This is a genomic window from Pseudomonas sp. PS01303, from assembly GCF_029959385.1.
In the GTDB taxonomy this organism is placed as follows: Bacteria; Pseudomonadota; Gammaproteobacteria; order Pseudomonadales; family Pseudomonadaceae; genus Aquipseudomonas; species Aquipseudomonas rustica.
In genome coordinates this window covers 1-24,640 of record NZ_JASCPK010000065.1, presented here as the reverse complement: position 1 = coordinate 24,640, position 24,640 = coordinate 1, and the positions used below count along the sequence as shown (strand labels likewise).

Below are 24,640 nucleotides of genomic sequence, written 5' to 3'. Positions count from 1 at the left end.
GCTCCCTCTACCCCTGGGAGAGGGTTGGGGTGAGGGGCTCTTGCCGTTCGGCTGTCAACTACCCGCAACCACATCACTTGGGCTATACCTGAACCGGTCTCTTCGCAGTCCTCAGGAGAAACCCCCATGAAAACCTCCGGCCCCAGCCCTGTCATCAACCTCGAACAACTCGTCGGTTGCCTGCTGGTGAAATTCCACGGCATCCAGGTCGCCGCGTCCTCACACGTGCTGATCCTCAACGAAGCCAATTACCCGCCGGTCTATTACGTCCCCCGCGAAGACATCGACGAAAAGTATTTCGCCCGCACCGACCACACCAGTTATTGCCCGTACAAGGGCGATGCCAGCTACTTCAGTCTGCAAATCCCCGGACACGAAGGCGCCAACGCCGTGTGGACGTACGAAAACCCGAAAGTCTCGGTCGCGCCGATCCGCGATTACGTGGCGTTCTACCCCGATCAAGTGAAGTTCGAAGTGATCAAGGCCGAGCCCTAGTAGTTCAGGTCGATAAATGGCTGATCCAGTTTCGCATCGGGGCCGAGCCGCAGAATCGTCTTCAGCGTGGTGGTCATCGCGTTCAAGTCATTATCAAAACCACCGTGCGAGGTGTCTGCTTTGGTGCCCGGCCCATAGGTCATTTTCACGTCGTTGTAGAGGTGCAGGGTTTTCGCCGACTCTGCACTCAGGCCGTTGCCGGTCAGGGCAAAACCTGTGGGGATTTTGTTGCCCCAGTAGAAGTTGTTCCATTGCACGGTCATGTCCTGCGCGGCGATGTTCCATTCGCACAAGTCAGGTTTGCTGAAGTCCTGATACGCGCCGTCGAGACTCTTGGCCATGCCCAACAACGGCATGCGCTGCAATTCTTCATAGGAGCGCGACACCAGATAGAGCAGCGACTTGTGATAGACACCGATGACGTTGTCATCCTGCTCGCGGTTGTCCGACATCATGTGCAGGTGGAAGTCCTTGCGCTTGAGGCCGCCGCCCTCGATGACTTTGCGGAAGGTCGAGTTGGCGAAGTCGAGCGTGCAGGCCGGCGCGAGCAGTGTTGAGGTGGCAATCGGCAGGCCTCGGGCCCAGAGCAACTGGATCAGGTGGCCATTAATCAGCGAGCCGGCGGAGTGGCCGATCAGGTGCAATTCGATCTTGTCGGCGCCGACATCCGCCGTGAGTTTTTTCAGGTTATCAGCCGTTTCAATCAGCCCGCGCGGGGTGAATCCGGCCACCGACGCGGCTTCGGCGTTCTGCTTCATCTGGCTCCACTGATCGCCACCGAGTTTTTTAGTGGCCATTTCCACGGTGCGATCCAGACCTTCGGTGGCTTTGTCCTTGATCACTTTGAACACGTCGCCCAAGCCACCTGAATCTGGAAACAGGCCGGGCAGGGCATCTTTGACGATGTCGGTCAGCGTCTCCAGCACCCCGGTGCGCCAAGTGATGAACAGCGGATAGACGCCGTTTTCGAGGAAGTACGGCGCCATCGCGCAAATGCGTTTGATCGAATCCTGCTCCGAGTTGAGCCCGCCGTGGGCGTAGATTGCGATGCGCAGAATTTTCGGTTTTTGCCCGGCGGGGAGTTTGTCGAACCAGGCCTTGGGCGATTCGCGGACGATGCGCGCGACGGCGGCGCGCACGTTTTCCACATCGGTCAAGCGTGGGCCGATGCTGCCGTTGTTTTCCATGACGATGGTCAGCCCGTAAGCCTGATCGTTGGTCAGCGCGGCCGGGCCTTTGCGGGCGGCTGTCGGTGCTTCAGCGGAGAACAGCGAGACGCCTTCACGCTTGGCGCTGGAGGTCGGCAAGGCATCACGGAACACCGATTCTCCCTGCGCTTTATCGAGCCGCGCATTGCGCGAAATCGCGCCGTGTCTGATCGGCACGCCAAGGCCCACGGCCCAGGCATCGGTGCCGTTGGCCAGCCAGTCCTCGTAGGTGAGAATCGCAAAACCCGAGTAACCCCAATCGGTCGACCAGGAGTTCTGCACGATAAATCCATCGTGGGTGTAGCCGATCAACGCGAAGGCGTGACCGCCCTGAGGTTTGGCGTTCCATTTGATCACCGGCAACTGCGCCGTGCTCTGGAAGGCTTTGGTGTTGGCCTTGGGTTTGAGTGCCCAACCGGAATGGACATTGGCCGACACGTACAGCGCGCCGGTTTCGAACAGCGCCGCCATCATCGACGTGATGTCGTCTTTTTCCACGCGGTAATAAACCCCGAGCGGGCGAGTGACGGCGTCTTCCGCCCAGTTCGGCGCGGGGGCTTCAAAGTCCGGCACCGAGCCGTCGGCGGCGACGGTGTAGGGCCACAGACTTTTCTCGCAGACGCCGTGCTTGTGCCAGCCCTTGAGCGCGCCACGGCAACTGGAACCGGCGTAATCCTCGCCAGGCCATTCGTCGTAGAGCTTGGCCAAATGGTAGAGCTGGCGCGGGCTGGTTTTCACCGAATCGCGATCGCGGCGCCACAGCAAATAGTTGATCACGGCGGACAGGCCGAACCCGGTGCAGGCGCCTTCCTTGCCTTGGTACAGCACCATTTCGCGGCCGAGATAATCGGCCAGTTGGCTGCTGACTTCAGTGTCTGCCGGGAACGAGGCGGGCAGTGATTGCACGCGCGCGGTGAAGATCCGGTCGCGCAGGTCGAGGCGATCAGGACGGGCGTCGAGGGTGATGGTGGTTTGCGCGAGGGCGAAGCGGGAGGCGGGCATGATGGAGTGCTCGATTCGACCCCACGTCACCAACGCAGTCCTGCGCCGCAGGGATTAAAAAGGGTGAGGGTTATCGTAGACGAGATTTGGCGGGTGGGCGCGAAACGCGATGGCCGAGCTGAGCCCTCTGTGGCGAGGGGATTCATCCCCGATGGGTTGCGAAGCAGCCCCAATGCCTTCAACTCGGTGTGTCAGGTACACCTTGGTTGCAGGTTTTGGGGGCGCTTCGCACCCCAGCGGGGATAAATCCCCTCGCCACAGGGTTTCTTTCAACTGGGAAATAATGGGTGGAGTTAGTTTTTATCGAGGTCGATGTTTTTGGTCTCACGCAAAAAGATCATCCCCACCACCAGGCTCACGCCGGTAATCAACACCGGGTACCACAGCCCATAAAAAATATCCCCGGTGTACACCACCAACGCAAACGACACCGTCGGCAGGAACCCGCCAAACCAGCCGTTGCCAATGTGATAAGGCAGCGACATCGAGGTGTAGCGGATGCGCGTCGGGAACAGTTCAACCATCAGCGCCGCCAGCGGCCCGTAGCACATGGCCGAAATAATGATCAGTGCCACGATCAGCGCGACAATCATCGGCTTGTTGATCTGTTGCGCATCGGCCTGTTGCGGGTAGCCGGCGAGGGTGATCGCGCCGCGCAATGCCGCTTCATCGTAGCCGTCGAGCTTCACGTCACCGACGCTGATTTGTATCGCCGTACCAGCCGGCGCAGCGACGCTGGAGTAGGGCAGGCCTTGCTTGACCAGGAAGGTTTTCGCCTTGTCGCACGGACTGTCGAATTTCGCCTTGCCGACCGGATCGAACTGGAAAGTGCAGGTCGCCGGATCCGCCATCACCGTGATCGGCGCCTGACGGCTGGCCTGATCGATGGCCGGGTTGGCGTAGTGCGCCAGCGATTTGAAGATCGGGAAGTACAGCGCCGTCGCCAGCAGCAGGCCGAGCATCAGCACCGGTTTGCGTCCGACCTTGTCCGACAGCCAGCCGAAAATGATGAAGAACGGCGCACCGATCACCACGCTGATAATCAGCAAGGTGTTGGCCACCGCCGGATCCATTTTCAGGAACTGGGTGAGGAAGAACAGCACGTAAAACTGTGCCGCGTAGAAGGTCACCGCTTGCCCGGCGTTGATGCTGAACAGCGCGATCAACACGACTTTGAGGTTTTCCCATTTGCCGAAGGATTCGCGGATCGGCGCCTTGGAGGTTTTGCCTTCTTCTTTCATTTTCAGATAGGCCGGCGACTCGTGCAGGCTCAGGCGAATCCAGGTGGAAATGCCCAGCAGCACGATCGACAGCAGGAACGGAATGCGCCAGCCCCACACTTCGAACTGATCGCCGGTGAAGTAGCGGCAACCGAGCACGACGAGCAACGACAGCAACAGGCCGAGGGTCGCGGTGGATTGAATCCAGCTGGTGTGGAAACCGCGTTTGCCGATCGGCGCGTGTTCCGCCACGTAGGTCGCCGCGCCGCCGTATTCACCGCCGAGCGCCAGGCCCTGAAGCATGCGCAGCACCACCAGAATGATCGGTGCGGCGATGCCGATGCTGGCGTAGGTCGGCAGCAGGCCGACGCAGAACGTCGCCACGCCCATCAAAATGATCGTCGCGAGGAAGGTGTATTTACGCCCGATCATGTCCCCCAACCGCCCGAACACCAGCGCCCCGAACGGCCGCACGATAAAGCCTGCGGCGAACGCCATCAGCGCAAAGATGAACGCCGTGGTGTCGTTGACCCCGGCGAAAAACTGCTTGCTGATCACCGCCGCGAGGGCGCCGTAAAGGAAGAAGTCATACCACTCGAACACCGTCCCCAGTGATGAAGCGAAGATGACTTTTTGTGTGTCGTTGCTGGTTGTGGCGCTGCTCGCAGCGGCCAGCGGCTGAGCGTGTTCTGACATATCGGTATCCCTCACAGTGATTGTTTTTGTTGTTCCACTGATGCTCGATGTCCATGAATCAAACGCATATTCCCTGTAGGAGCTGCCGCAGGCTGCGATCTTTTGATCTTGGTTTTGATTTCAAAAATTCAAAGTCAAAAGATCGCAGCCTTCGGCAGCTCCTACAGGGTTTGGGCCAGTTCCGGTTTTGCGGTGCTGCTCCTGGTGTTGGGGTTGAGAATGAGTTGTGCCGCTTTCTCGGCAATCATCAGCGTAGGCGAACAGGTGTTGCCCGAGGTGATGCGCGGCATGATCGAGGCATCGGCGATGCGCAAACCGGGCACGCCGTGAACGCGCAGTTGCGCATCGACCACCGCGTCACCGTCATTGCCCATGCGGCACGTGCCGACCGGGTGGAAAATCGTCGTGCCAATCGTCGCCGCTGCCTGATGCAATTCCTCTTCACTTTGCAAACTCGCGCCGGGCAAATATTCCACCGGTTTGAACGCTTGCAAGGCAGGGGCGCTGACGATGCGCCGGGTCAGACGAATCGCATCCGCCGCCACACGCAAATCCTCTGGATGACTAAGGTAGTTGGGTTGAATCAGCGGCGCTTCCTGCGGATCCGCCGAACGAATGTCGATGCGCCCACGACTCTGCGGACGCAGATCGCAGACAGAAGCGGTAAACGCGGGGAAGCTGTGCAACGGCTCGCCAAAGCGCTCCAGCGACAACGGTTGCACGTGATATTCCAGATTCGCTGAGGTCTGCTCCGGCCCCGAACGCGCAAACGCGCCCAACTGACTCGGCGCCATCGACAGCGGCCCACTGCGGTCATACAAATAACGCAGACCCATGCCCATCTTGCCCCACACACTGCCGGCGATTTGATTCAGGGTGCGCGCGTTTTCCAGTTTGTAGATCAGGCGCAATTGCAGGTGATCCTGCAGGTTGCCGCCGACGCCCGGCAACTCATGAATCACGCCGATACCAAGGCGTTCCAGCAGCGGTCGCGGGCCAATCCCGGAGCGCTGCAAAATGCTCGGCGAACCGACCGATCCCGCGCACAAGACGATCTCTTTGCCCGCCTTGAACTGTTTGACCTGACCTTCATGCCGCGCACTGACTTTTGAGGCGCGACCGTTCTCCAGCAGGACACGATCCACCTCAACCCCGGTCAGCACCGTCAGGTTCGCCCGGTCGCGTACCGGTTTCAGAAACGCCTTCGCCGCGTTCCAGCGCACGCCGGATTTCTGATTGACCTGAAAGTAGCCGCAACCCTCGTTGTCGCCCTGATTGAAGTCATCGATGCTGGCGATGCCGCTCTGTTCGGCGGCACTGCGAAACGCATCGAGAATCGGCCACGACAAGCGCTGTTGTTCGACCCGCCATTCGCCCTTGGCACCGTGAAAATCAGCGGCGCCGGCAAAGTGGTTTTCGCTCTGTTTGAACAGCGGCAGCACGTCGTTCCAGGCCCAGCCCGGATTGCCCTCGGCCGCCCAGCCGTCGTAGTCATTGGCCTGGCCGCGCATGTAGATCATGCCGTTGATCGACGAGCAGCCGCCCAGCACTTTGCCGCGCGGATAGCTCAGCGCGCGGCCATTGAGGCCGGCTTGTTGTTCGGTTTTGAAGCACCAGTCGGTGCGCGGATTACCGATGCAGAACAGGTAACCCACAGGAATGTGAATCCACGCATAGTTGTCGCGTCCGCCGGCTTCGAGCAGCAACACGCGCTGCTGCGGATCGGCCGACAGCCGATTGGCCAGCAAGCACCCGGCGGGGCCGGCGCCGACCACGATGTAGTCGAATTCATCGAGGGAAGTCTGCATTCCCTGACCTCACTTATTGTTTTTGTTGTCGGACACTCTAGTTGTTAGCTTTCGTCAAAAGAATGTTAGTTTTTGCGCAGCCGCTGTGCGTTTTTAAACAGCCTCACTAGACAATAGCCGACAAGGACACAGCATGTTCGACTGGAACGACCTGCGGTTTTTTCTCGAACTGCAACGTAGCGGCCGCCTGCTCACCGCCGCCCGGCGCCTCAACACCACCCACGCCACCGTCGCCCGCCACATCGAAGCCATCGAAAAAAGCCTCGGCACTGCGTTGTTTGTCCAGCATGCTCAGGGCTATGAGATGACCCCGGCGGGGGAGGCGCTGCTCAAGCATGCGGAGGCGATGGAGAACGTGGCGTTGCTGGCGCAGGAAGAGATCACTCAATCGACGGCGCCGCTGGGCAAGATTCGCGTGGGCGTGACTGAGGGGCTCGGCATCAAATTCCTCGCCAGCCGCATGATCGGCTTGTTCGAGCGCTATCCGGGACTGGAAGTGGAACTGGTCGCCGTGCCGCGGTTTGTCAGCATTCTCAACCGCGAGGCGGAGATCAGTATTCATCTGGAACGGCCGGCGGCGGACATGCTGGTCACGCGCAAACTCACCGATTATCGATTGGCGCTTTATGCCAGCCAAAGCTACCTCGACAAAGCGCCGCCATTGAGCAGCCGTGAGGATTTGGGCCGGCATGCGTGGATCGGTTATGTCGACGATTTGCTGTTCAGCCAGGAACTGATGTTCCTCAACAGCTTCTGCCGCAGCCCTCGGGTGGTGTTTCACAGCACCAGCGTCATCGCCCAGCAGGAAGCGGCGCGGTCGGGGTTGGGGATTGCGGTGTTGCCTTGCTACATGGCGGCGTCGGATCCTGATCTTGTGCCGTTACTACCGGATGAAAGCATAGAGCGCAGCTACTGGATCAGCACACGGCGGGAGCTGCACAAGTCGGTGCGGCTGCGGGTGGTTTGGGATTATGTGGTGGGGTTGTGTGAAGCCGAACAGCACCTGCTGCGCGGCTAGCCTGACACACCAAATTCCCCCCTGTGGGAGCAGGCTTGCTCGCGAAAGCGGTGGGTCAGTAAACATATGCTTATCAGACACACCGCATTCGCGAGCAAGCCCGCTCCCACAGGGATTTTCGGCGCGCTTAATATTCTGGCTTGATTAATATATGGAAATCCGTATATTCGTTTTTCCATATGTATCGAGCCCACCCGATGATCAGCCCCACCGAAGTCTTCAAATGCCTGGCCGATGAAACCCGTGTCCGCGCCATTCTGCTGATCGCCAGTCAAGGTGAGCTCTGCGTCTGCGAGCTGATGTGTGCGCTCGATGACAGCCAGCCCAAAATCAGCCGCCACCTCGCGCAACTGCGCAGCAACGGTCTGTTGCTCGATCGCCGTCAGGGCCAATGGGTCTATTACCGCCTCAATCCGGATCTGCCGGCGTGGATTGGCGACATCCTGCAAGTGACGGCCAAGGCCAACACCGAGTGGCTCAAGGACAACGCCACACGCCTGCACAACATGGATGGCCGTCCCGTGCGCGACGCCGCGTGCTGCTGAATCTTCTACCGGAGCAACCCATGCGAATCCTGTTTATGTGCACGGCCAACAGCTGCCGCAGCATCCTCTCAGAAGCCCTGTTCAATCACCTGGCACCCGTCGGATTCGCAGCCGTCAGCGCTGGCAGTTTCCCGAAAGGGCAGGTGCTGCCGCGCAGTCTGACCACGCTGCAACAGGCCGGCATTGCCATCGACGGCCTGCACAGCAAAGGCAACGACGCCTTCGAAGATAACCCGCCCGACATCGTCATCACCGTCTGCGACAAAGCCGCTGGCGAGACTTGTCCGGTGTACTTCGGCCCGGCCCTCAAAGCCCATTGGGGACTGGAAGATCCGTCCGAAGTGAACGGCGACGAAGCCGCGATCAACGCCGCTTTCCACGCCACCCTCGCGCGCATCGAACTGCGCTGCCAAGCCTTCCTCGAATTGCCCTTCGCCCGACTCAGCCGCGAGCAACTGCAACGCGAGCTCGACCGCATCGGCGCGCTCTAAGGAGAACCCATGTCCGACCATTTGCCCAACCTCGACCCAAGCCTGTTCGACGACGTCAAACCCTCGAACCCAGGCGAACACAAGCCGCGCATCCTGCTGCTCTACGGCTCGACCCGCGAGCGCTCCTTCAGCCGCTTGCTGGTCGAAGAGGCCGCACGCCTGCTCGAACACTTCGGCGCCGAAACACGCATCTTCAATCCCTCCGGTTTGCCGTTGCCCGATGACGTCCCCGTCGATCATCCGAAAGTACAAGAGCTGCGTGATCTGGTGCTGTGGTCGGAAGGCCAGGTCTGGTGCTCGCCGGAACGTCACGGCTCCATGTCTGCCGTGTTCAAGGCGCAGATCGACTGGATCCCGCTGGAACTCGGCGCCGTGCGCCCGACCCAAGGCAAAACCCTCGCGGTGATGCAAGTCTGCGGCGGTTCGCAGTCGTTCAACGTGGTTAACCAATTGCGCGTGTTGGGCCGCTGGATGCGCATGTTCACCATCCCCAACCAATCCTCGGTGCCGAAGGCCTACATGGAATTCGACGACGCCGGGCGGATGAAACCTTCACCGTTCTACGACCGCGTCGTCGATGTGATGGAAGAACTGGTGAAATTCACGCTGTTGCTGCGTGGCCAACAAACGCATCTGGTCGACCGCTATTCCGAACGCAAGGAAAGCGCCGAGCAACTCATGAATCGCGTGAATCAGCGTTCTATCTAAACTCGCCCGGCCAGCTGGACGTAGCCGGCCCATGCAACTAAGTTCTCGCGCCACAGGTCACTCACTCAGCGGAGGTTGATTCAATTCCCACGACCTCGAACATTGAAGACGCTGCCCGTGGCCACACACCTCGATCGTCGCAACAACCTGTCGCTCGACAGCCTCAACTTTTTCCTCGCGGACGTGCGCGACGGGCTCGGCCCTTATTTGGCGATTTACCTGCTGGCGGTGCATCACTGGGATCCGGCGAGCATCGGACTGGTCATGACCATCGCCGGCATCGCCGCGCTCGTCACGCAAACGCCGGCGGGTGCGCTGGTCGATAACACCCGGCGCAAACGGGCGATCATTGCGATTGCGGCGCTGCTGGTAACCGGTAGTTGCCTGCTGCTGCCGTTCGTGACGTCCTTCAGCCTGGTCGCGTTGACCCAAGCCCTCAGCGCCGTCGCCGCTTCGATTTTTGCGCCGGCCATTTCCGCGATCACCCTCGGCATTACCGGCCTGCGCGCCTTCACCAGACGCACCGGGCGCAACGAAACCTTCAACCACGCCGGCAACGCCTGCGCGGCATTGTTGGCCGGGGTGTTTGCCTACCTGTTCGGCCCGGTCGCGGTGTTCTATCTGATGGCGGCGATGGCGATTTCCAGCGTTATCGCCGTCTCTTTCGTTTCGCCCAAAGCTATCGACCACGACGTCGCACGGGGCCTCGATCCCGGCGGGGTAGGGCACGGCACACAACCGTCGGGACTGACGGTCTTGCTCAAGAACAGACCGCTGCTGTTGTTCGCCATTTGCTGCGCGTTGTTCCACTTGGCGAACGCGGCGATGCTGCCGCTAGTGAGCCAGAAACTCGCGCAGGCTAATCTGCAGATGGCCACGCCATTGACCTCGGCCTGCATCGTCGCGGCGCAATTGGTCATGGTGCCGGTCGCGTTGCTGGTCGGGGCCAAGGCCGATGTCTGGGGACGCAAACCGCTGCTGCTCGCTGGCTTCATGATTTTGCCGTTGCGCGGCGTGCTTTACATCTTGTCCGACGACCCTTATTGGCTGGTTGCGGTGCAATTGCTCGACGGCATCGGCGCGGGGATTTTCGGCGCGCTGTTTCCGGTGGTGGTGAAGGATCTGACGTTGGGTACCGGGCACTTCAATGTCAGTCTGGGCGCGCTGTCGACCGTGTTTGGATTGGGCGCGGCGTTGAGTAATAGTTTGGCGGGGTTTGTGGTTCAGGCGGCGGGGTACAGTGCGGCGTTTTTGACGTTGGCGGGGGTGGCGGCCGTGGCGTTGGTGTTGTTGTGGGTGGCGTTTCCGGAGACGTTGCAGCGTTCAATGGTTGAAATGAATGATCGGCAAAATGAGAGGCCTCGAGCTACTGTGCCTTGAAGATCAAAAGATCGCAGCCTTCGGCAGCTCCTACATTGATCGTGTGCAGGAGCTGTTGAAGGCTGCGATCTTTTGATTCTGGCGGCCTGAAAGCGCCAGAATCAGGTAGATTCTTCGGCAGCTTTATTGATGAATATTCACAAGGAGGCACCACCATGAGCGAAGACAACAAAATAAAAGGCCCGGCGTCCTACTTCCCCTCCATCGAAAAGAACTACGGTCAGCCCATCGACCACTGGCTCAACCTGCTCGCCGGCCACACCGACAAAAAGCATATGGAACTGGTCGCCTGGCTCAAGACCGAACACGGCATGGGCCACGGCCACGCCAACGCACTGGTTGCGCATCATCTGGCCAACAGCAAAAAGTGAGGGCAGTCCTCATTCACACGACACACAGCCAAGGCGCCACCGATGCCGCTCAGCTTCCATAAAATGCACGCCAATGGCGACGACTTCATCCTCGTCGACGCCCGTCACAGCGCCAACCCGATCACGAGCGCAATTGCCCAACGACTGGGCGACCGCCACCGAGGCATCGGCTTCAACCAACTCGCCGTGCTGCTCGACTGTGCGGACGCCGATGCCCGACTGGAATTCTGGAACGCCGATGGTTCGGTGCTCGACGTTTGCGGCAGCGCAACCCGTGGCGCCGCCGACCGATTGATGCGCGAGGCCAGCCGCAAATCGATCACCCTGCGCACAACGCGCGGCCTGCTCAATTGCGAACGCACATCCAGCGGATTGATCTCGGTCGACATGGGTGAGCCGTTTTTTCACTGGATGGACATTCCGCTGGCCGAGGAACACGACACGCTTGCATTACCACTGCCCGGCAATCCAGTCGCGTGCAGCATGGGCAATCCGCATTGCACGTATTTTGTTGATGACCTCAGTAAGGTCGACATCGCCGCGCTTGGCCCGGCGATTGAAAGCAATCCGATGTTTCCTCGCAAAACCAATGTGCACTTTGTGCAGGTTATTGATCGCCAGCACATTCGCTTACGCATCTGGGAACGTAACGGCGGCATTCCGCTCGGCTCCGGTTCATGCGCCTGCGGTGCCGCCGTCAATGGCATCCGCAAAGGCCTGCTCGATCGCAACGTCGAAGTCGAATGCGACGGCGGCAGCGTTCACGTTCAATGGAGCGGCAAAGGCAACGTCACCCTCAGCGGCCCGGTAGAACCGATCTACTCCGGCACAATTCCGGATAGCCAACTAAAACCCAACGCAACCCCACTGTAGGAGCTGCCGAAGGCTGCGATCTTTTGACCTTAACGCCACTACATTCTCCCAACCCTAAAAAGTCACCAACCCTCAAACAAACACCCCGGTCAGTTCCTTCTCCCTCCGGGAGAGGGCCAGGGTGATGGCCATCCAAAACACCGTGCACACCACCGTTCTAAACAACAAAAACCAAACCTGTTTAACCGAAGCCTCCAGTAACCACCCAAGCCCTACAACGCCTTGCGCCTTTGCCTACGACTAAGCCAGAATCGCCCGGCTTGTGCGTCTAGGGCGTGGGCTCTATCGTCTGTCGGTCACTGAAAAACAGTGATCGGGTTTGGTAGCCCGCCATAACTAGTCGCATCGCGCACCGTTCGCAGACCGCTTCAGGTTTGTCGTCAATGGTGGCCATGCGCAGGACACCTTCGGGTGTGCCGGTTTCCTAGTTACCGGTCTACCAACCCGCGTGTGGCCGCCACCCTTCGTTTGGTAGCGAAGGTGAAGGCTCCTCTTTAATAACTAGGAGTTTCACCATGTTCAAAGTAACCCCCAACCCTCCCGCAACCGACACCACATCCCCCTACGAATCCCTCGATTCGAAAAAACTCCACGAAGCCGCCGAACGCGCCCTCGACCACTACCTCGGCCCCGCCGACATCATGGCCAGCACCAACGAACCCGAATCCATGTTCCTCGCCAACCCGGCGTACGACACCGAATCCCTGCTGGCCAACGCCAGCGAATCCCTCGGCTCCGCGACCACCATGCTCAACGACTTCGCAGCCGTGCTGAACACCTCGCATCGCAAGACATTGCTCGGCATCGCGCAGGTCGTGATGCTCGGCGAACTGGCCGTCAACCAGGCGCTGGACAACGTCGAAATCGCTAAATAGCCAGCCACCCGGTCGAGGAGGAAACCCTCCTCGACACACGGTGTCTCACGGTGGCTGGCACAGGGCCACGCCTTGCGCCCCCCGGCCTCGACTGTCACCCTTCGGGCCGTTCTTCAAGGATCAGAACAAGGAATCATGGATGAGTGGATACGTTCCCAACCCGCCTAAAAACTACCGCTACGAAGAAGCCAAACCCGTCGATATTCATGCCCAACGTTGGGCTGAGTATGAGAAATATGGGAAAGCGCCTGCGCCTGAACCTGAGAAAATCGGGATCGCGTTGAGGATTGGGGTTTTCTTTGATGGGACGGGTAATAACGCCGATAACGCTGCCGCGGGCTTGCGTTGCGGCGCGCATCACCCCATTGCACCCAAGGACATTGATGCCAGCTGCAAGCCGTATATGGGCGATCCGGACAGCAGTTACGGCAATGATGTCAGCAATGTCAAAAAGCTGAGCGACCTATACCATGCACCCGAGGCCGTAGAGGGAGAAGGGCGCCAGAAACAAGCTTTTCGAATGATTTATGTCGAAGGCATTGGCACCCGCACTGGTGAGCCTGACAGTACTTTAGGTGCGGGTACGGGACGAGGCGAAACAGGTGTCGCCTCAAGAGTTCAATATTCTTTTGGATTGATTGAGCAGCGTATCAGGCAAACGTTGGACGACAACTCCAATAGCGAAATTACCTCTCTGACGTTCGATGTTTTTGGTTTCAGCCGTGGCGCAGCAGCTGCTCGACATTTTGCCAATGAGGTTGTCCGTGGTAAGCAAGGCCCCTTAGGTGGCATCTTTCGGGGTAACACTGATGCGTTCTGTCGAACATTCAATGATCAATACAAAAGCGGTATTAATGTAGGCTTCATTGGCCTTTTCGATACCGTTCCTTCAATTGCAGGCTGGTCGAATTTCGGCAATATACAAAGTCCCATCGCGACAGGTATCAAGCTCTATCTGGATAAGCGTTTTTTCACTGATGTCATTCAGTTGGTCGCGCGAGACGAACGCAGAGCTAATTTTGCGCTCAGTAAAGTTCAGCCCGATCATCAAGAGATAGTCCTGCCAGGTGTGCATTCGGATATCGGGGGTGGATACCTGGATGAGACTGAGGAGTGCGTGCTCATCAGTCCCATGCAAACTCTTCTGGTTTCCATCCACACCGATGTCTCTCAAACTTCAATTTACCAAGACGCCGTAGCGGTGAAAAAAGAGTGGTTGTCCAAAGGCTGGCCTGCCGAAATGCTAGAGATTGTCACACCGGTTGCGGTGCGCGTCCCGAACGACCCGCAGGATCGGCTAAGCCCAGCCATTAAACGCGTCTTTGCCGCAGTTCAGCTCAAGCGTTTGGTTAGCGGAATGCTCTCGAGAGTGAGCATGCGCGTTATGCATCAAGTAGCAAAAGACAAAGGTGTTCGCTTTAAGGACTTTCCTGACACCCCGGAGCTGGCAATTCCACCAGAGCTTGAGGAGTTGAGTAACCGCTTCGTTTCTGGGGACTACAGCACTACCGAGCAGGAAGAGCAAATGCTGAGACTTAAGTACATCCACACATCTGCCAACTGGAATCATCCTTTAGGCAGAAGAGATGGAAGTGGCATCAGCGCTGTGTACATTAACGCGCCCACTCCGAATGGAATACGCGTACAACATCCCCACGTACCTGATTGGACGCTCTTGTGATGAAAGTTCTTTTGGCTCTGCTTTGTCTGACGTCTGTAGCGGGTTGTCATGCTGATCCTCTATCAGCAAAGAACGATCCGAAATCTCCATGGTGGGAGCTCGCCTTTACAGAACCTCGTTACATGAAAGTCTGGGTTGAGGACAGTGCCGTAGAAGACGTCAAAGGCCAGTTGTTCTCGCGCACTGGCGGAGGAACTGCGTCGGGAGGAGAGCCGGAAGACGGTACTGAATCTGCACGTGGCTGGCATGGCTTGGGTAGCTCCGCAAAAGCAGTGGTAGGTGCGGATCTGCCGAAACGAATCTTTGTCCGTTGGCAATCCATCGTAGAGCCGCAAACTTACAAAGTCTGGGTGGACATACCCGAAGAGGCGAGGAAGTTGATGTATACATCAGTGAATCAGCGCTGTGCAGAAACCCCGAATCAGACGGCTAGTTTTATCGCGTCGATTTATTTGGGCTTGGCTCCTGGTGGGGTCGTACAAGTATGGGTTCGTGACTCGTGTCACCATCCGGTCAAAGTGGCTAGAGCTCAAGCTGAAATCGAACCTTTGGGGCCGAGTCAGGGTAAAAATCAAGGGCGGTATGCCTACCCTGTCAGTGAAAAGGCCAAGCGGTATATCGACAAGTACGGCGTCCCGTACGGGAGCTGGTGAGTAGCTGATGTCCCGATTGATTGTTTTGTGCGCTCTGTTCATTGCTGGTTGCCAGTCAAATGATGCGCAGTTCGCCAACAACGACCCTAAATCCCCATGGTGGGAACTCGGCTTTGTCGAACCTGATTACATGAAAGTCTGGGTTGAAGACACGGCGGTGGAGGACATCAAGGGAAAAACGTTTCTGCGCACAGGCAGTGGATCTGCATCGGGTGGGCAACCGGAGGATGGAACCGACTCCGCCCGAGGTTGGGATGGTGTGGGCGCCTCTGCGAGACCAGTGGTTGGCGCCGATCTCCCGAAGCGAATCTACGTTCGCTGGCAATCTATCGTAGAACCTCAAACCTACCGCGCCTGGATTGATATACCGGAAAAAGCCAGGCAACTGATGCTTACTTCAATTAACCAGCGTTGCGAGAAAACGCCAGATCAAACAGCCACCTATATATCTTCGGTCTATCTTGGCTTGGCTCCCGGGGGCGTTGTGCAAGTGTGGGTCAGAGATTCCTGCCACCATCCAATCGAAGTGGCCAAGGCAAAAGCCGAGGTCGAACCGCTGGGGCCGAGTCAGGGGAAAACCGAAGGGCGTTACGCATACCCCATCAGTGAAAAATCTAAACGCTATATCGAAAAATTCGGGATTCCCTACGGTAGTTGGTAGTCGTTACAAGTGATTGGAAGCTTCGAAATGAAAGGATTCGTCACACTGCTGGGCGCATTACTTCTGGTGGGATGCCAGTTGGCGGGCCCCGAGACTGGCGAAAACGACCCTAAGTATCCTTGGTGGGAGTTGGTGTTCGTGGAGCCGAACTACATGAAAGTCTGGGTCGAGGACAGCTCCGTCCAAGATATTAATGACAGGGTCTTTTTCAGGGCTGGTAAGAGCACTGCCGCCAGTGGACAACCAAGCCTGGAAGCCGAGTCGGCCCGAGGTTGGGGGGTTGTAACTGGTTCTGGAATGCCGGTGATTGGCGCCGACTTGCCAAAACTCATCTTTGCGCGTTGGCAGTCCATAACAGAGCAAAAAACCTACAGGGGTTTCATTGCCATTCCAGAGGAGGCGAGACAACTGATGGTGAAGTCGACGCACCAGCGCTGTCCGGAAACACCTGAGAAAACCGCTCGATTCATGGCGTCGCTTTACGTAGGGCTCGCCCCAGGCGGTGTGCTTCAAGCGTGGGTCAAGGACTCATGTCGAGAACCGGTCGTGGTCGCTAGGGGGCAGGGCGAGATTGAACCGCTAGGCCCGGAGCAGGGAAAGCATGGTGGCCGGTATGCGTATCCCGTCAGTGAAAAGGCGAAGGCATATATCGACAAGTACGGTATTCCGTATGGGAGTTGGTAGTTTGCGCGTTCCTGAATAGAACGCTTCACGAGCTCCCCCCTCATTCGGTTTTCGGAGTAACGGACTATCATCGGTTCACGCTCTGTGAATTCTGAGAAAGCAATTTTGAGAATAGAAAGCACTACACGCTTTGACGACGTCGACCACGAAGTGGGTTATGACTACCGTGGTTTCAACTACGTGATTCGGAATGAAATGGAAGAGTTTGTCGTCAGGATTTACGACGACGAGTCGGATAAGGCAATAGTGGTGCGACCGACTACGATGTCGACAAACAGCCGCCTCAGTATGCTGGTTGAATTCTTACAATCGGTGTTCGCCGTGTCTGCGATCTCCCTCTACAAGGGGGAGCGAGGGATTTATGTCGAGATAGATCTCGATAGCTTAAGATTCAAAAAATAAATCTGTTCCCATGTTCATCATGGGAGAAAAATCATCTGCTAAAAACCGTATCTCTTCACCGATGTCCATATACGCAAAGACTGTTGATGGCAATGCGATCGTTTGGCTATAGGGGTCGCAGGCTTGAGGTTGCAAGCCATTGGTACATACGGGAGCTGGTTCGGGCGCTCATTTCAATCATGAGTTTCCTTAAACAAGGATTTCAAACTCACTACTCCCCAAAACCTCCCCATTAACCATCACCCACACCCCATGCACCCCACCAAAATGCTTCCGCGTCGTAAAATCCTTTATCACCTGCCTTCTACCCACAACCACCTCCCCAAACCCCACCAAATCCACCACCTTCAACTTAAAAACCTTCCGCGAAACCCCGCCATTCGCCTTCACATAGTCAATCGCATAATCAATCACCAACCGCTGTTCATGTGCCACCGTCGACTTCACCGTAAATGACAAACCAATCGCATCCCCCAACCTCACAACCCCCGGCTCAACCCGCACATCCACCAACTCAACCTCAGCCTTCTTCCCCGCACCAATTACCGCCAACGCGCGCATATCCCCCTGCTTAATCAAACTCCTTAACGCATGTTTCGCAATCCACGCCGTATGCTTTTCCTCCAGCGACCACCCCTCAATCACGTCCAGCACCCAACCCGGATGTTCCTTCGTTACATCATTCAAATGATTTGCCACGGACTTGCGCACGTACAAACTCTCGTCCGCCTTCAACCGATCCAATATCCCCGCCGCTAAATTCGGATTCGCCTGCACCGCTTCCAGTCGAAACGACCAGGGCAGGCGAGGGCGGCTGCCTTCGCTGGCCAGGCGGCGTATATGGTGATTTTCATCCAGCGCCCATTCATGCATCAGTTCCAGCGAGCGTTCCAGGTCACTGCGCAGAAAGTGGCGGATGGCGAATTCAGAAGAACCAAACGTGGTGAAGTACTTCAGCGCCTCCATCGAGGTATCGAACGCATGTCCGCCATAGCTGGCGACATAGTGCGGCAGGCACATGCTGACGAATCCGCTGTTCAGCCTCGGAGCAAGTTCAAACAGCACGTCGAGGGAATCTTCATACCCGAGCGGCAAAACAGCGTGCAGGCTTTCGCTGACGCGGGCCATGCGTTGCATCACCGATAATTCGGCGAGTCCTTGATTGGCATGTTTGAGAAAAGCTTTGGCCTTGAACGCGGGGTACACCGCGCTCATTTCGTCGGCGATGTGTTGCAGGCGTTCGGCGTTGAAGATTTCTTTGAGCGCGGGTGCGGCGGTGTCGGTTGTGCTCATGGTCAGGTCATCGGGGTGTTGATGAAGGCTTCGAGGCTTTCCGCGTAGGCGGTGTATTGGGCGATGCGCGGGTAGCGGTGGTTGTCGATCTGGTCGGGCACGACGAGGCCGGTGAAGCTCCACGCGACCGCGAGGCTGATGCCGTCCTGGGCGAGCGTGCCGTCAGTGGGCAGGTGGTAGGTTTCAAGTTGTTTTTCGAGGGCGGTGAAGGCGGCGGCGAGTTGGCTTTCGACGCGTTCGACCCACGGTTGGTATTGGATGTCGGCCGGGCGCAGATTGCGTTCGTAGTAGAGCTGCACGGCTTTTTCGCAAGCGGCGAGGCTGAGGCCGATCAGGCGCAGGGCTTGGGCGCGTTGGCTCAGGTCTTTCGGCAGCAGGCTCTTGCCGGTGGCGGTTTCGAGGTAGTCGAGGATGAGCGTGGAGTCCATCAGTACGACGCCGTCGTCGAGGATCAGCGTCGGCGCTTTGACCACCGGGTTGATCTGCTGGAATTGTTCGAAGTGGCGGAACACCGAGACCGACTCGTGTTCGAGGTCGATGCCCAGGCGCTTGGCGGAGATCGCCACGCGCCGCACGTAAGGGGAGTCGAGCATGCCGATCAGTTTCATGACGCGTTCCTTCAAGTCGAACCGGTGGGAAGGCATAACCTAGCCGAGCTTGAAGCAATTGTCAGTTGTCGAAGCCGACCTGTTGGTGAATTTCGTCGACCCTGATCCGCTCGCTTTGCGGGCGCCTGTCGCTGGCGATGCGTTTGGTGCAGATCTGTACTGGATATGGGCAATCCTTCAGATCTGTTCTTTTATATGGACGGCAGCGCCCCTGAATCCGGGGGGATGCGAAGGCTACAGGGCATTTCTGAATGAAAACTCTGGCGGTCGAGAGTCATCGGTCGCAGGTCTTCGTTAGCCGTTTGTCTTCTATATACAGCCGCTCGATTGAATTTCTTGCTATAAACGCACTCCGAGTACCGCCATGAAGCCTGTGTCAGAGCAGTTTCCGGGCTTTGTCGGACGAATTCGCTGGATTTTCTGTTGCTGAGGTCGCAAGTCGGCCTTAGACTGCCGCCCCTCGTAAATTGAGTGCCGGGTGGCATTTGCAATAAACGATGCCTTTTCGACAGCCGCACGCGGTTTGCCGAAACGCTCCCTAATTCGCCTTAATGCACGTTTTTTTATAGAGATATCAATGACAAAGGACAAGTTGCTGGCCATGCCGGCAGATGACTACATGAATGCCGAGCAGCACGCTTTTTTCTCTGAGCTGTTGCAGAACATGAAAGTCGAAACCCACGAGCGCATTGAGCAAAATCGCATCGCCATCGAAAGCCTGGACACTCCGGCTGATCCGGCGGACGCGGCTTCGGTTGAAGAAGAGCGCACTTGGCTGGTGAACGCGATCGATCGCGACCAGCGCATGCTGCCGCAACTGGAACAAGCCCTTGAGCGCATCAAGGAAGACAGCTTTGGCTGGTGCGACGACAGCGGCGAGGCCATTGGCCTGAAGCGTCTGCTGATCAGCCCGACCACCAAGTACTGCATCGAAGCTCAAGAGCGTCACGAGCAGATCGACAAGCACCAGCGCCAGGCTTGATGCCGTGCGGTGACCCATGAATGTGGGTCGCCAGCAAAAGATCGCAGCCTTCGGCAGCTCCTACACGGAGATGTCGGGGCTGCGATCTTTGCTTTTGCTCGTCTGCAACATTTCCCGCCGATTCATTGACCTGCTGCAAGACCCCACGACTAACGGACCATGGATAATGGCGTTGTAGTGGCGTTTAATGCAGTTACAACAATGAAAACAAGCGTGGGGTGATGATATGACGAGAGATGGATCTCTGGTTGGGGCTCTGCCTGCACCAGTGCTGTTGCCGAAAAACCGCTGGCTCGCACCGACCCTGCAAAGCATCGCCCTGATGCTGTTGTTGGCCGGCATGACCCTGGGTGAGTGGTCCCTGTACCTCGCAATGCCGTTGGCGGTGCTGATTGTCTGGCTGCCGCGCCTGCGTTCTCGAGCCGTCCCCGCTGCACAGCCTGCCGATTCCGGTAGCGCTATTTCTGAACTGACCCGCGACCTTTCCTACACCACCAGCCATAACGCCTTGTCGGCGGCCGGCGTAGCCTTTTCGGTGAAAGAGCTGGCGAGCAAACTCGAATCGCAACTGAATGCCGCCGCGCAAATCGTCAGCAACGCCGAAGTGATGATCGCCACTGAACACGCGACCTCGCAACTCAGCCGCGAAGCGCTCAACGCTGCCAGCGAAGCCCATCACAGTAGCGCGGCGGGGCGTACGCAATTGCTCGATTCGATCTCGCGCATGCACCAACTCAGTCAACGCGCCAACGCCAGCCGCGAGCTGATCGAAGCCTTGAGCGTGCGCAGCGATGACATCCAGCGAGTGACGCTGGTGATTCAGTCCATCGCCAGCCAGACCAATCTGTTGGCACTCAACGCTGCCATCGAAGCAGCCCGTGCTGGCGAACACGGGCGCGGTTTTGCCGTGGTCGCCGATGAGGTGCGTGGTTTGGCCGCGCGAACCGCGTCGGCAACCGGCGAAGTCGGCGAGATGGTTGCCGACATTCAGCAACGCACCGCGCAAGTGGTCGAGCAGATTCGCGAGCTGTCCAGCGACCTGCGCACCGGCGTCGAGCAGGTCGAGCACACTGGTCAGCACCTGGAAAACATCGCGCGACTGGCTGCTGGCGTGGAAACCCAGGTCGGCGAAATCGCCCGGGGCGCGGAAACCAACCGCGAGCAACTCGACAGCCTGTTTAAGGCTATCGAGCAAATGCGCAGCGATCTGGCGATCAGCGATCAACAGACCCGCCGCCTCGCCGACGCCGCCGTGCAGATGGAAGGGCAGGCGGAAACCATCAGCGAACGGCTTGCCGAAGTCGGACTCGATGACTATCACCAGCGTATCTACGACCTGGCGCGCGAAGGCGCTAATCGGATTGCTACGCAGTTTGAGACCGATGTAAATCAGGGCCGGGTCAGTCTGGAGGATCTGTTTGATCGCCAGTACCAACCGATCCCGAATACTCAACCGGCGAAATTTCAGACCCGTTTCGATCGCTACACCGATCAGGTGCTGCCAGCGATTCAGGAGCCGTTGCTGCCGCGTCACGAAGGGCTGGTCTTCGCCATTGCCTGCACGCAACAGGGCTATGTGCCGACGCACAATCAGGCATTCAGCAAGCCGTTGACTGGCGATGCGCAGGTCGATGCGCTGAACAATCGCACCAAACGCAAGTTTGCCGATCGCACCGGGATTCGCTGCGGTAGCCATCAGCAACCGGTGTTATTGCAGACCTATACCCGCGACACCGGTGAGTTATGCATGACCTGTCGGTGCCGATCATGATCAAGGGCCGGCATTGGGGCGGTTTGCGTCTGGGCTATAAACCCGAAGGTGCGCGCTGAGCGATTGTTACCTTTGCTGCAATGAATCTGTGCACGGCCGTTGCTGTTTCCTCCCGTAGAAAACCATTAATCTAACTACGTAGTTAGCTAGCTAATGATTTTGGGAGGTCAGCATGCAGTGCAGAGTTGATGTCGCCGTGATGATCGGCAGCGGTGTCCCCGAGGGTTTGCGCGCGATGGGGCAAAGCGTCTGCTGGGTGGTGTTATTGAATGGAGAGCGGCGCGGCACCGCGTTCGCCAGTCGCGATGAAGCGGAAGAGTGCAAGGCCGCATGGCTTGCAGAATTACAAGCCAAGGCGGGTGACAGCCTGCACTGATCGGTTTTACTTGCCGCGGTGCAGGCGTACGTTCAATTCATCGACCATGACCGCTTCATCGCCGTCGGCACGTAACCATTCTTTGAGCAATTGCGCTTGTTGTGGCGACCAGAAGTCGGCGTCGATCAATTTGACGTCACCAGGCAGTGGATGGGCCTCGATGAAATCGTCGATAGCGGAGCCTTCCGAAGGCAATCCCAGTTGGTCGAACAGGGTCGTCAGATTGTTTGCTGTCAGTTCCATCGTATGCTCCTTGGTGTGGGCGCCGGGGTGACGCGATCGAACACTCTCTTTATCTGAGGCAGCCGTTCGCCAGGAGTTCGATTTTCGATTCAAGTGATCGGGCTAGCGCACAGGCTTCGTTATGGTCTTCGCGGAAACCTCTTACACGACCCGTCGATTTTTCCTTGATGTGAAAAAACGAGTTGCCAGCCGGTACCACTTGAAAACGAGGTGTCTGATCATCTGGTGTGGCGATACGCAGGATCAGCGGCGATGTGGCGCGTGCATCAGAGGGCAGGGCAAAGTGAGTTAGAGTGCACATATGAAGTCCTTTTCATCGTTCGACCCCTATTTACAGGTCGTTTCGGGTAGTCGTAATGAGCATTGCTGCTCTAGAATCGCCAATACCTGTTGACGACGGGGGTTATCTAAAGCAATTTTTCAGTTGCGATATGTCGGAAAAGTGCTTTTTTTCGTGAGAATTTTCCCTAAAGTTCGTAGTCAGTTTTATCTGTCGGCCACTGAGGATTTTTCCTTCAAGCTCTGGCGACAGTTGAGGCAAGTTTCGCGAGTGACATTCCAGTAGTCTAAGAACCTCGCGAACGATGAGCTGTCTGCTCGCTTCGGATTTTTATTTGAGTTATTTGGCAACACTGTCGGCCTGGCCGTTTTTTTGCCGTGCGCGTTTTCCGTGTGCGGCTTTTTCAGATGTGGGGATGTTTCTTTGGCAGTCAGTAACCTCGATATGCATGCTTTGTTCGTGCTGGGTGATTTGCGCGCGAAGCTGGTCAAGCTGTTTCAATCGCGTTTTGTTTACATCACCGAGCAGAGCGCCGAAGGCATTTACGTCGCCGAAATCGACACCGAAAGTGCCTTGGTGGTCGATGACAAACCCGGGCTCAAGCTCAAGGTTGGCGATCATTTCAGTGCGTCGGTCTTGCCCAGCCGTGAAGGCGGCAAGATGGACATCCGTTTTCGCGAAATCAAACTGACGGTCTATGGCCTGGGCGATTACGCCTTTGTCACGACGGCCGATGGCCAGGCAATTCTGTTCAAGGAAGGCCACAGCGTAGTCACGGTGTTCGCCGCCAATGAGCAACTGCAGGAAGGCCTGACCAAAACGCTGAAAGCCGTCACCGCCAAAGCCGCCAAATGGCGCAAAGGCGAACTGGTGACCTTCAAGGCCAGCGAGTGAGCCGGGCGGACTTCCACTCGCAGAACCTCGACACGGCGCGCGAGGAAGCCCAGCGTTTGTACGCGGCGAAGGCGCCAATGCAGGGCGCCTGGCTGGGCTGGGTGGCGTCGCAGATCTACACCTTGCGGCCTGCGGAATACGCCGCCATGGTCAGACGCGAGCTACAAAGCTTGCAGGAAAAATCTGAAACATAACCTCGACCGGATCATCTACCTGAAAACACTGGAACCTCGGCTACAGTCAGTTGACTGAGTATTCAGAGGCTTGCGGTCTTCTGTCAGGCCATCCTGCCAATGCTGTGAACAGCACGAGGGGTAATAGATGAACGGATTTCGACGGTTATTGGCCGCCAGCGTGGCGACATTCGGGATGCTGACGTCGGCGCAAGCGGTGATGGCGGCCGAGACGCCGATCCATTTCGCTGACCTGAACTGGGAAAGCGGCAGCCTGATCACTGATGTGTTACGCATCATCGTCGAGAAGGGCTACGGGCTGCCGACCGACACGCTGCCCGGCACCACCATCACGCTGGAAACCGCGCTGGCCAACAATGACATTCAGGTCATTGGCGAGGAGTGGGCCGGGCGCAGTCCGGTGTGGGTCAAGGCTGAGGCGGAAGGCAAAGTCGTCAGCGTCGGCGATACCGTCAAGGGCGCGACTGAAGGTTGGTGGGTGCCGGAATACGTGATCAAGGGTGATGCGGCCAAAGGCATCAAGCCGCTGGCGCCGGACTTGCGCAGTGTCAGTGACCTGAAGAAATACAAGGACGTGTTCAAGGATCCGGAAAACCCGAGCAAGGGCCGGTTCCTCAACAGCCCGATCGGCTGGACCTCGGAAGTGGTCAACAAGCAGAAGCTGACGGCGTACGGGTTGCAGGACGACTACACCAATTTCCGCAGTGGTTCGGGCGCGGCGCTGGATGCGGAAATCAGTTCGTCGATTCGTCGCGGTAAGCCGGTGTTGTTCTACTACTGGTCGCCGACGCCGCTGCTGGGCAAATTCAAACTGGTGCAACTGGAAGAGCCGGCGTTTGATGCCGAAGCGTGGAAGACGCTGACGGATGCCGATAATCCCAATCCAAAACCGACCCGTTCGCTGGCTTCGAAGCTGTCGATTGGCGTGTCGACGCCGTTCCAGAAACAGTATCCGCAGGTTACCGAGTTCTTCAGCAAGGTCGATTTCCCGATTGAGCCGTTGAACAAGGCGTTGGCCGAGATGAGCGAGAAGCACACGGCACCACGGGAAGCGGCGGTGGCGTTTATGAAGGCGCATCCGGATGTGTGGCAGGCTTGGTTGCCGAAGGATGTGGCGGATAAGGTGTCGGCTGATCTGAAATAGATGCTGTATCTGATGGCCTCTTCGCGGGCAAGCCTTGCTCCTACAGTTTGGAATGTATTCCGCTCTGTAGGAGCAAGGCTTGCC

The 24,640-nt window shown here is 57.7% G+C and carries 25 protein-coding genes and 1 pseudogene; 19 read left to right on the top strand and 7 right to left on the bottom strand.

The features are described 5' to 3' along the window. Positions 1 to 126 precede the first annotated feature (126 nt). Positions 127 to 495: a DUF427 domain-containing protein gene (locus tag QMX93_RS17830; RefSeq protein WP_159815188.1), complete on the top strand. Its 369-nt coding sequence runs from the start codon at positions 127 to 129 to the stop codon at positions 493 to 495. Here QMX93_RS17830 and QMX93_RS17825 read toward each other — a convergent pair. The 3 genes from QMX93_RS17825 to QMX93_RS17815 all read right to left on the bottom strand — a co-directional run bounded on the left by QMX93_RS17825 (position 492) and on the right by QMX93_RS17815 (position 6,429). Continuing rightward, positions 492 to 2,705 (bottom strand): C1 family peptidase, encoded by a 2,214-nt coding sequence (locus tag QMX93_RS17825; protein WP_282357430.1) that lies wholly within the window; start codon positions 2,703 to 2,705, stop codon positions 492 to 494. The genes QMX93_RS17830 and QMX93_RS17825 overlap by 4 nt on opposite strands. A 293-nt stretch (positions 2,706 to 2,998) precedes the next feature. Next, the gene (locus QMX93_RS17820) at positions 2,999 to 4,621 is read right to left on the bottom strand and encodes an MFS transporter (protein WP_282357428.1); all 1,623 of its coding nucleotides are present in this window, start codon (positions 4,619 to 4,621) and stop codon (positions 2,999 to 3,001) included. A gap of 161 nt (positions 4,622 to 4,782) precedes the next feature. Continuing rightward, positions 4,783 to 6,429 (bottom strand): GMC family oxidoreductase N-terminal domain-containing protein, encoded by a 1,647-nt coding sequence (locus QMX93_RS17815; protein WP_282357427.1) that lies wholly within the window; start codon positions 6,427 to 6,429, stop codon positions 4,783 to 4,785. 133 nt (positions 6,430 to 6,562) lie between these two features. Between QMX93_RS17815 and QMX93_RS17810 the strand changes: the two genes are divergently transcribed. The 12 genes from QMX93_RS17810 (at position 6,563) to QMX93_RS17755 (ending at position 16,369) form a co-directional block, all read left to right on the top strand. Further along, the gene (locus tag QMX93_RS17810; protein WP_282357425.1) at positions 6,563 to 7,447 is read left to right on the top strand and encodes a LysR family transcriptional regulator; all 885 of its coding nucleotides are present in this window, start codon (positions 6,563 to 6,565) and stop codon (positions 7,445 to 7,447) included. Positions 7,448 to 7,644: 197 nt separating this feature from the next. Next, positions 7,645 to 7,992, top strand: coding sequence for a metalloregulator ArsR/SmtB family transcription factor (locus tag QMX93_RS17805; protein ID WP_282357423.1), 348 nt, complete (start codon positions 7,645 to 7,647; stop codon positions 7,990 to 7,992). 20 nt (positions 7,993 to 8,012) lie between these two features. Continuing rightward, entirely contained in the window at positions 8,013 to 8,483 is a 471-nt protein-coding gene (locus QMX93_RS17800; RefSeq protein ID WP_159815182.1) for an arsenate reductase ArsC, read from the top strand. 9 nt (positions 8,484 to 8,492) lie between these two features. Then, positions 8,493 to 9,191: an arsenical resistance protein ArsH gene (gene arsH, locus QMX93_RS17795; RefSeq protein ID WP_282357420.1), complete on the top strand. Its 699-nt coding sequence runs from the start codon at positions 8,493 to 8,495 to the stop codon at positions 9,189 to 9,191. A 117-nt stretch (positions 9,192 to 9,308) separates the two neighbouring features. Then, entirely contained in the window at positions 9,309 to 10,571 is a 1,263-nt protein-coding gene (locus tag QMX93_RS17790) for an MFS transporter (protein ID WP_282357418.1), read from the top strand. A 155-nt stretch (positions 10,572 to 10,726) separates the two neighbouring features. Beyond that, the gene (locus QMX93_RS17785) at positions 10,727 to 10,942 is read left to right on the top strand and encodes a DUF4287 domain-containing protein (RefSeq protein ID WP_053120998.1); all 216 of its coding nucleotides are present in this window, start codon (positions 10,727 to 10,729) and stop codon (positions 10,940 to 10,942) included. A gap of 42 nt (positions 10,943 to 10,984) precedes the next feature. Next, on the top strand, positions 10,985 to 11,815 hold the full coding sequence (gene dapF / locus QMX93_RS17780) for a diaminopimelate epimerase (protein WP_282357413.1): 831 nt from the start codon (positions 10,985 to 10,987) through the stop codon (positions 11,813 to 11,815). Positions 11,816 to 12,330: 515 nt separating this feature from the next. After that, entirely contained in the window at positions 12,331 to 12,690 is a 360-nt protein-coding gene (locus tag QMX93_RS17775) for a DUF6124 family protein (protein WP_159815177.1), read from the top strand. A gap of 139 nt (positions 12,691 to 12,829) precedes the next feature. Continuing rightward, the gene (locus tag QMX93_RS17770; RefSeq protein WP_282357410.1) at positions 12,830 to 14,371 is read left to right on the top strand and encodes a DUF2235 domain-containing protein; all 1,542 of its coding nucleotides are present in this window, start codon (positions 12,830 to 12,832) and stop codon (positions 14,369 to 14,371) included. Continuing rightward, complete coding sequence (locus tag QMX93_RS17765) at positions 14,371 to 15,024, top strand: DUF2931 family protein (RefSeq protein WP_282357407.1); 654 nt, start codon at positions 14,371 to 14,373, stop codon at positions 15,022 to 15,024. Before QMX93_RS17770 ends, QMX93_RS17765 begins: the two co-directional genes overlap by 1 nt. A 7-nt stretch (positions 15,025 to 15,031) precedes the next feature. Next, positions 15,032 to 15,685, top strand: a complete 654-nt coding sequence (locus QMX93_RS17760) for a DUF2931 family protein (protein WP_282357405.1) — start codon at positions 15,032 to 15,034, stop codon at positions 15,683 to 15,685. A gap of 27 nt (positions 15,686 to 15,712) precedes the next feature. Then, positions 15,713 to 16,369, top strand: coding sequence for a DUF2931 family protein (locus QMX93_RS17755; protein WP_282357403.1), 657 nt, complete (start codon positions 15,713 to 15,715; stop codon positions 16,367 to 16,369). Positions 16,370 to 16,960: 591 nt separating this feature from the next. Here the strand turns inward: QMX93_RS17755 and QMX93_RS17750 are convergent. Next, a complete protein-coding gene (locus QMX93_RS17750) occupies positions 16,961 to 18,064 on the bottom strand; it encodes a DNA alkylation repair protein (protein WP_282357402.1) in 1,104 nt (367 codons plus the stop codon). Positions 18,065 to 18,066: 2 nt separating this feature from the next. Beyond that, positions 18,067 to 18,672: a glutathione S-transferase gene (locus tag QMX93_RS17745; RefSeq protein ID WP_282357401.1), complete on the bottom strand. Its 606-nt coding sequence runs from the start codon at positions 18,670 to 18,672 to the stop codon at positions 18,067 to 18,069. 577 nt (positions 18,673 to 19,249) lie between these two features. Between QMX93_RS17745 and QMX93_RS17740 the strand changes: the two genes are divergently transcribed. The 3 genes and pseudogenes from QMX93_RS17740 (at position 19,250) to QMX93_RS17730 (ending at position 21,801) form a co-directional block, all read left to right on the top strand. Beyond that, complete coding sequence (locus QMX93_RS17740) at positions 19,250 to 19,654, top strand: TraR/DksA family transcriptional regulator (RefSeq protein ID WP_007907888.1); 405 nt, start codon at positions 19,250 to 19,252, stop codon at positions 19,652 to 19,654. 226 nt (positions 19,655 to 19,880) lie between these two features. After that, positions 19,881 to 21,484 (top strand): annotated as a pseudogene (locus QMX93_RS17735) (methyl-accepting chemotaxis protein). 113 nt (positions 21,485 to 21,597) lie between these two features. Next, a complete protein-coding gene (locus QMX93_RS17730; RefSeq protein ID WP_053120974.1) occupies positions 21,598 to 21,801 on the top strand; it encodes a hypothetical protein in 204 nt (67 codons plus the stop codon). A 6-nt stretch (positions 21,802 to 21,807) separates the two neighbouring features. Here the strand turns inward: QMX93_RS17730 and QMX93_RS17725 are convergent, their stop codons facing one another. Both QMX93_RS17725 and QMX93_RS17720 read right to left on the bottom strand, forming a co-directional pair. Then, the gene (locus QMX93_RS17725) at positions 21,808 to 22,044 is read right to left on the bottom strand and encodes a DUF2789 family protein (protein ID WP_212549232.1); all 237 of its coding nucleotides are present in this window, start codon (positions 22,042 to 22,044) and stop codon (positions 21,808 to 21,810) included. A gap of 49 nt (positions 22,045 to 22,093) precedes the next feature. Further along, positions 22,094 to 22,345 carry a hypothetical protein gene (locus QMX93_RS17720; protein WP_282357400.1) on the bottom strand — a complete coding sequence of 84 codons (252 nt, stop codon included), beginning with the start codon at positions 22,343 to 22,345 and terminating at the stop codon, positions 22,094 to 22,096. Positions 22,346 to 22,747: 402 nt separating this feature from the next. On the opposite strand from QMX93_RS17720, the gene QMX93_RS17715 reads away from it, so the two are divergent. The 3 genes from QMX93_RS17715 to QMX93_RS17705 all read left to right on the top strand — a co-directional run bounded on the left by QMX93_RS17715 (position 22,748) and on the right by QMX93_RS17705 (position 24,556). Continuing rightward, complete coding sequence (locus QMX93_RS17715; protein ID WP_082341448.1) at positions 22,748 to 23,218, top strand: hypothetical protein; 471 nt, start codon at positions 22,748 to 22,750, stop codon at positions 23,216 to 23,218. Continuing rightward, positions 23,215 to 23,412: a hypothetical protein gene (locus QMX93_RS17710; RefSeq protein ID WP_053120968.1), complete on the top strand. Its 198-nt coding sequence runs from the start codon at positions 23,215 to 23,217 to the stop codon at positions 23,410 to 23,412. Before QMX93_RS17715 ends, QMX93_RS17710 begins: the two co-directional genes overlap by 4 nt. A 127-nt stretch (positions 23,413 to 23,539) precedes the next feature. Beyond that, entirely contained in the window at positions 23,540 to 24,556 is a 1,017-nt protein-coding gene (locus tag QMX93_RS17705) for an ABC transporter substrate-binding protein (RefSeq protein WP_282357398.1), read from the top strand. Positions 24,557 to 24,640: the final 84 nt, after the last annotated feature.

Bases quoted from the DNA above. Each gene is read 5' to 3' on its own strand.
- QMX93_RS17830 (WP_159815188.1), top strand. From the start codon at position 127: ATGAAAACCTCCGGCCCCAGCCCTGTCATCAACCTCGAACAACTCGTC.
- QMX93_RS17825 (WP_282357430.1), bottom strand. From the start codon at position 2,705: ATGCCCGCCTCCCGCTTCGCCCTCGCGCAAACCACCATCACCCTCGAC.
- QMX93_RS17820 (WP_282357428.1), bottom strand. From the start codon at position 4,621: ATGTCAGAACACGCTCAGCCGCTGGCCGCTGCGAGCAGCGCCACAACC.
- QMX93_RS17815 (WP_282357427.1), bottom strand. From the start codon at position 6,429: ATGCAGACTTCCCTCGATGAATTCGACTACATCGTGGTCGGCGCCGGC.
- QMX93_RS17810 (WP_282357425.1), top strand. From the start codon at position 6,563: ATGTTCGACTGGAACGACCTGCGGTTTTTTCTCGAACTGCAACGTAGC.
- QMX93_RS17805 (WP_282357423.1), top strand. From the start codon at position 7,645: ATGATCAGCCCCACCGAAGTCTTCAAATGCCTGGCCGATGAAACCCGT.
- QMX93_RS17800 (WP_159815182.1), top strand. From the start codon at position 8,013: ATGCGAATCCTGTTTATGTGCACGGCCAACAGCTGCCGCAGCATCCTC.
- arsH (WP_282357420.1), top strand. From the start codon at position 8,493: ATGTCCGACCATTTGCCCAACCTCGACCCAAGCCTGTTCGACGACGTC.
- QMX93_RS17785 (WP_053120998.1), top strand. From the start codon at position 10,727: ATGAGCGAAGACAACAAAATAAAAGGCCCGGCGTCCTACTTCCCCTCC.
- dapF (WP_282357413.1), top strand. From the start codon at position 10,985: ATGCCGCTCAGCTTCCATAAAATGCACGCCAATGGCGACGACTTCATC.
- QMX93_RS17775 (WP_159815177.1), top strand. From the start codon at position 12,331: ATGTTCAAAGTAACCCCCAACCCTCCCGCAACCGACACCACATCCCCC.
- QMX93_RS17770 (WP_282357410.1), top strand. From the start codon at position 12,830: ATGAGTGGATACGTTCCCAACCCGCCTAAAAACTACCGCTACGAAGAA.
- QMX93_RS17765 (WP_282357407.1), top strand. From the start codon at position 14,371: ATGAAAGTTCTTTTGGCTCTGCTTTGTCTGACGTCTGTAGCGGGTTGT.
- QMX93_RS17760 (WP_282357405.1), top strand. From the start codon at position 15,032: ATGTCCCGATTGATTGTTTTGTGCGCTCTGTTCATTGCTGGTTGCCAG.
- QMX93_RS17755 (WP_282357403.1), top strand. From the start codon at position 15,713: ATGAAAGGATTCGTCACACTGCTGGGCGCATTACTTCTGGTGGGATGC.
- QMX93_RS17750 (WP_282357402.1), bottom strand. From the start codon at position 18,064: ATGAGCACAACCGACACCGCCGCACCCGCGCTCAAAGAAATCTTCAAC.
- QMX93_RS17745 (WP_282357401.1), bottom strand. From the start codon at position 18,672: ATGAAACTGATCGGCATGCTCGACTCCCCTTACGTGCGGCGCGTGGCG.
- QMX93_RS17740 (WP_007907888.1), top strand. From the start codon at position 19,250: ATGACAAAGGACAAGTTGCTGGCCATGCCGGCAGATGACTACATGAAT.
- QMX93_RS17730 (WP_053120974.1), top strand. From the start codon at position 21,598: ATGCAGTGCAGAGTTGATGTCGCCGTGATGATCGGCAGCGGTGTCCCC.
- QMX93_RS17725 (WP_212549232.1), bottom strand. From the start codon at position 22,044: ATGGAACTGACAGCAAACAATCTGACGACCCTGTTCGACCAACTGGGA.
- QMX93_RS17720 (WP_282357400.1), bottom strand. From the start codon at position 22,345: ATGTGCACTCTAACTCACTTTGCCCTGCCCTCTGATGCACGCGCCACA.
- QMX93_RS17705 (WP_282357398.1), top strand. From the start codon at position 23,540: ATGAACGGATTTCGACGGTTATTGGCCGCCAGCGTGGCGACATTCGGG.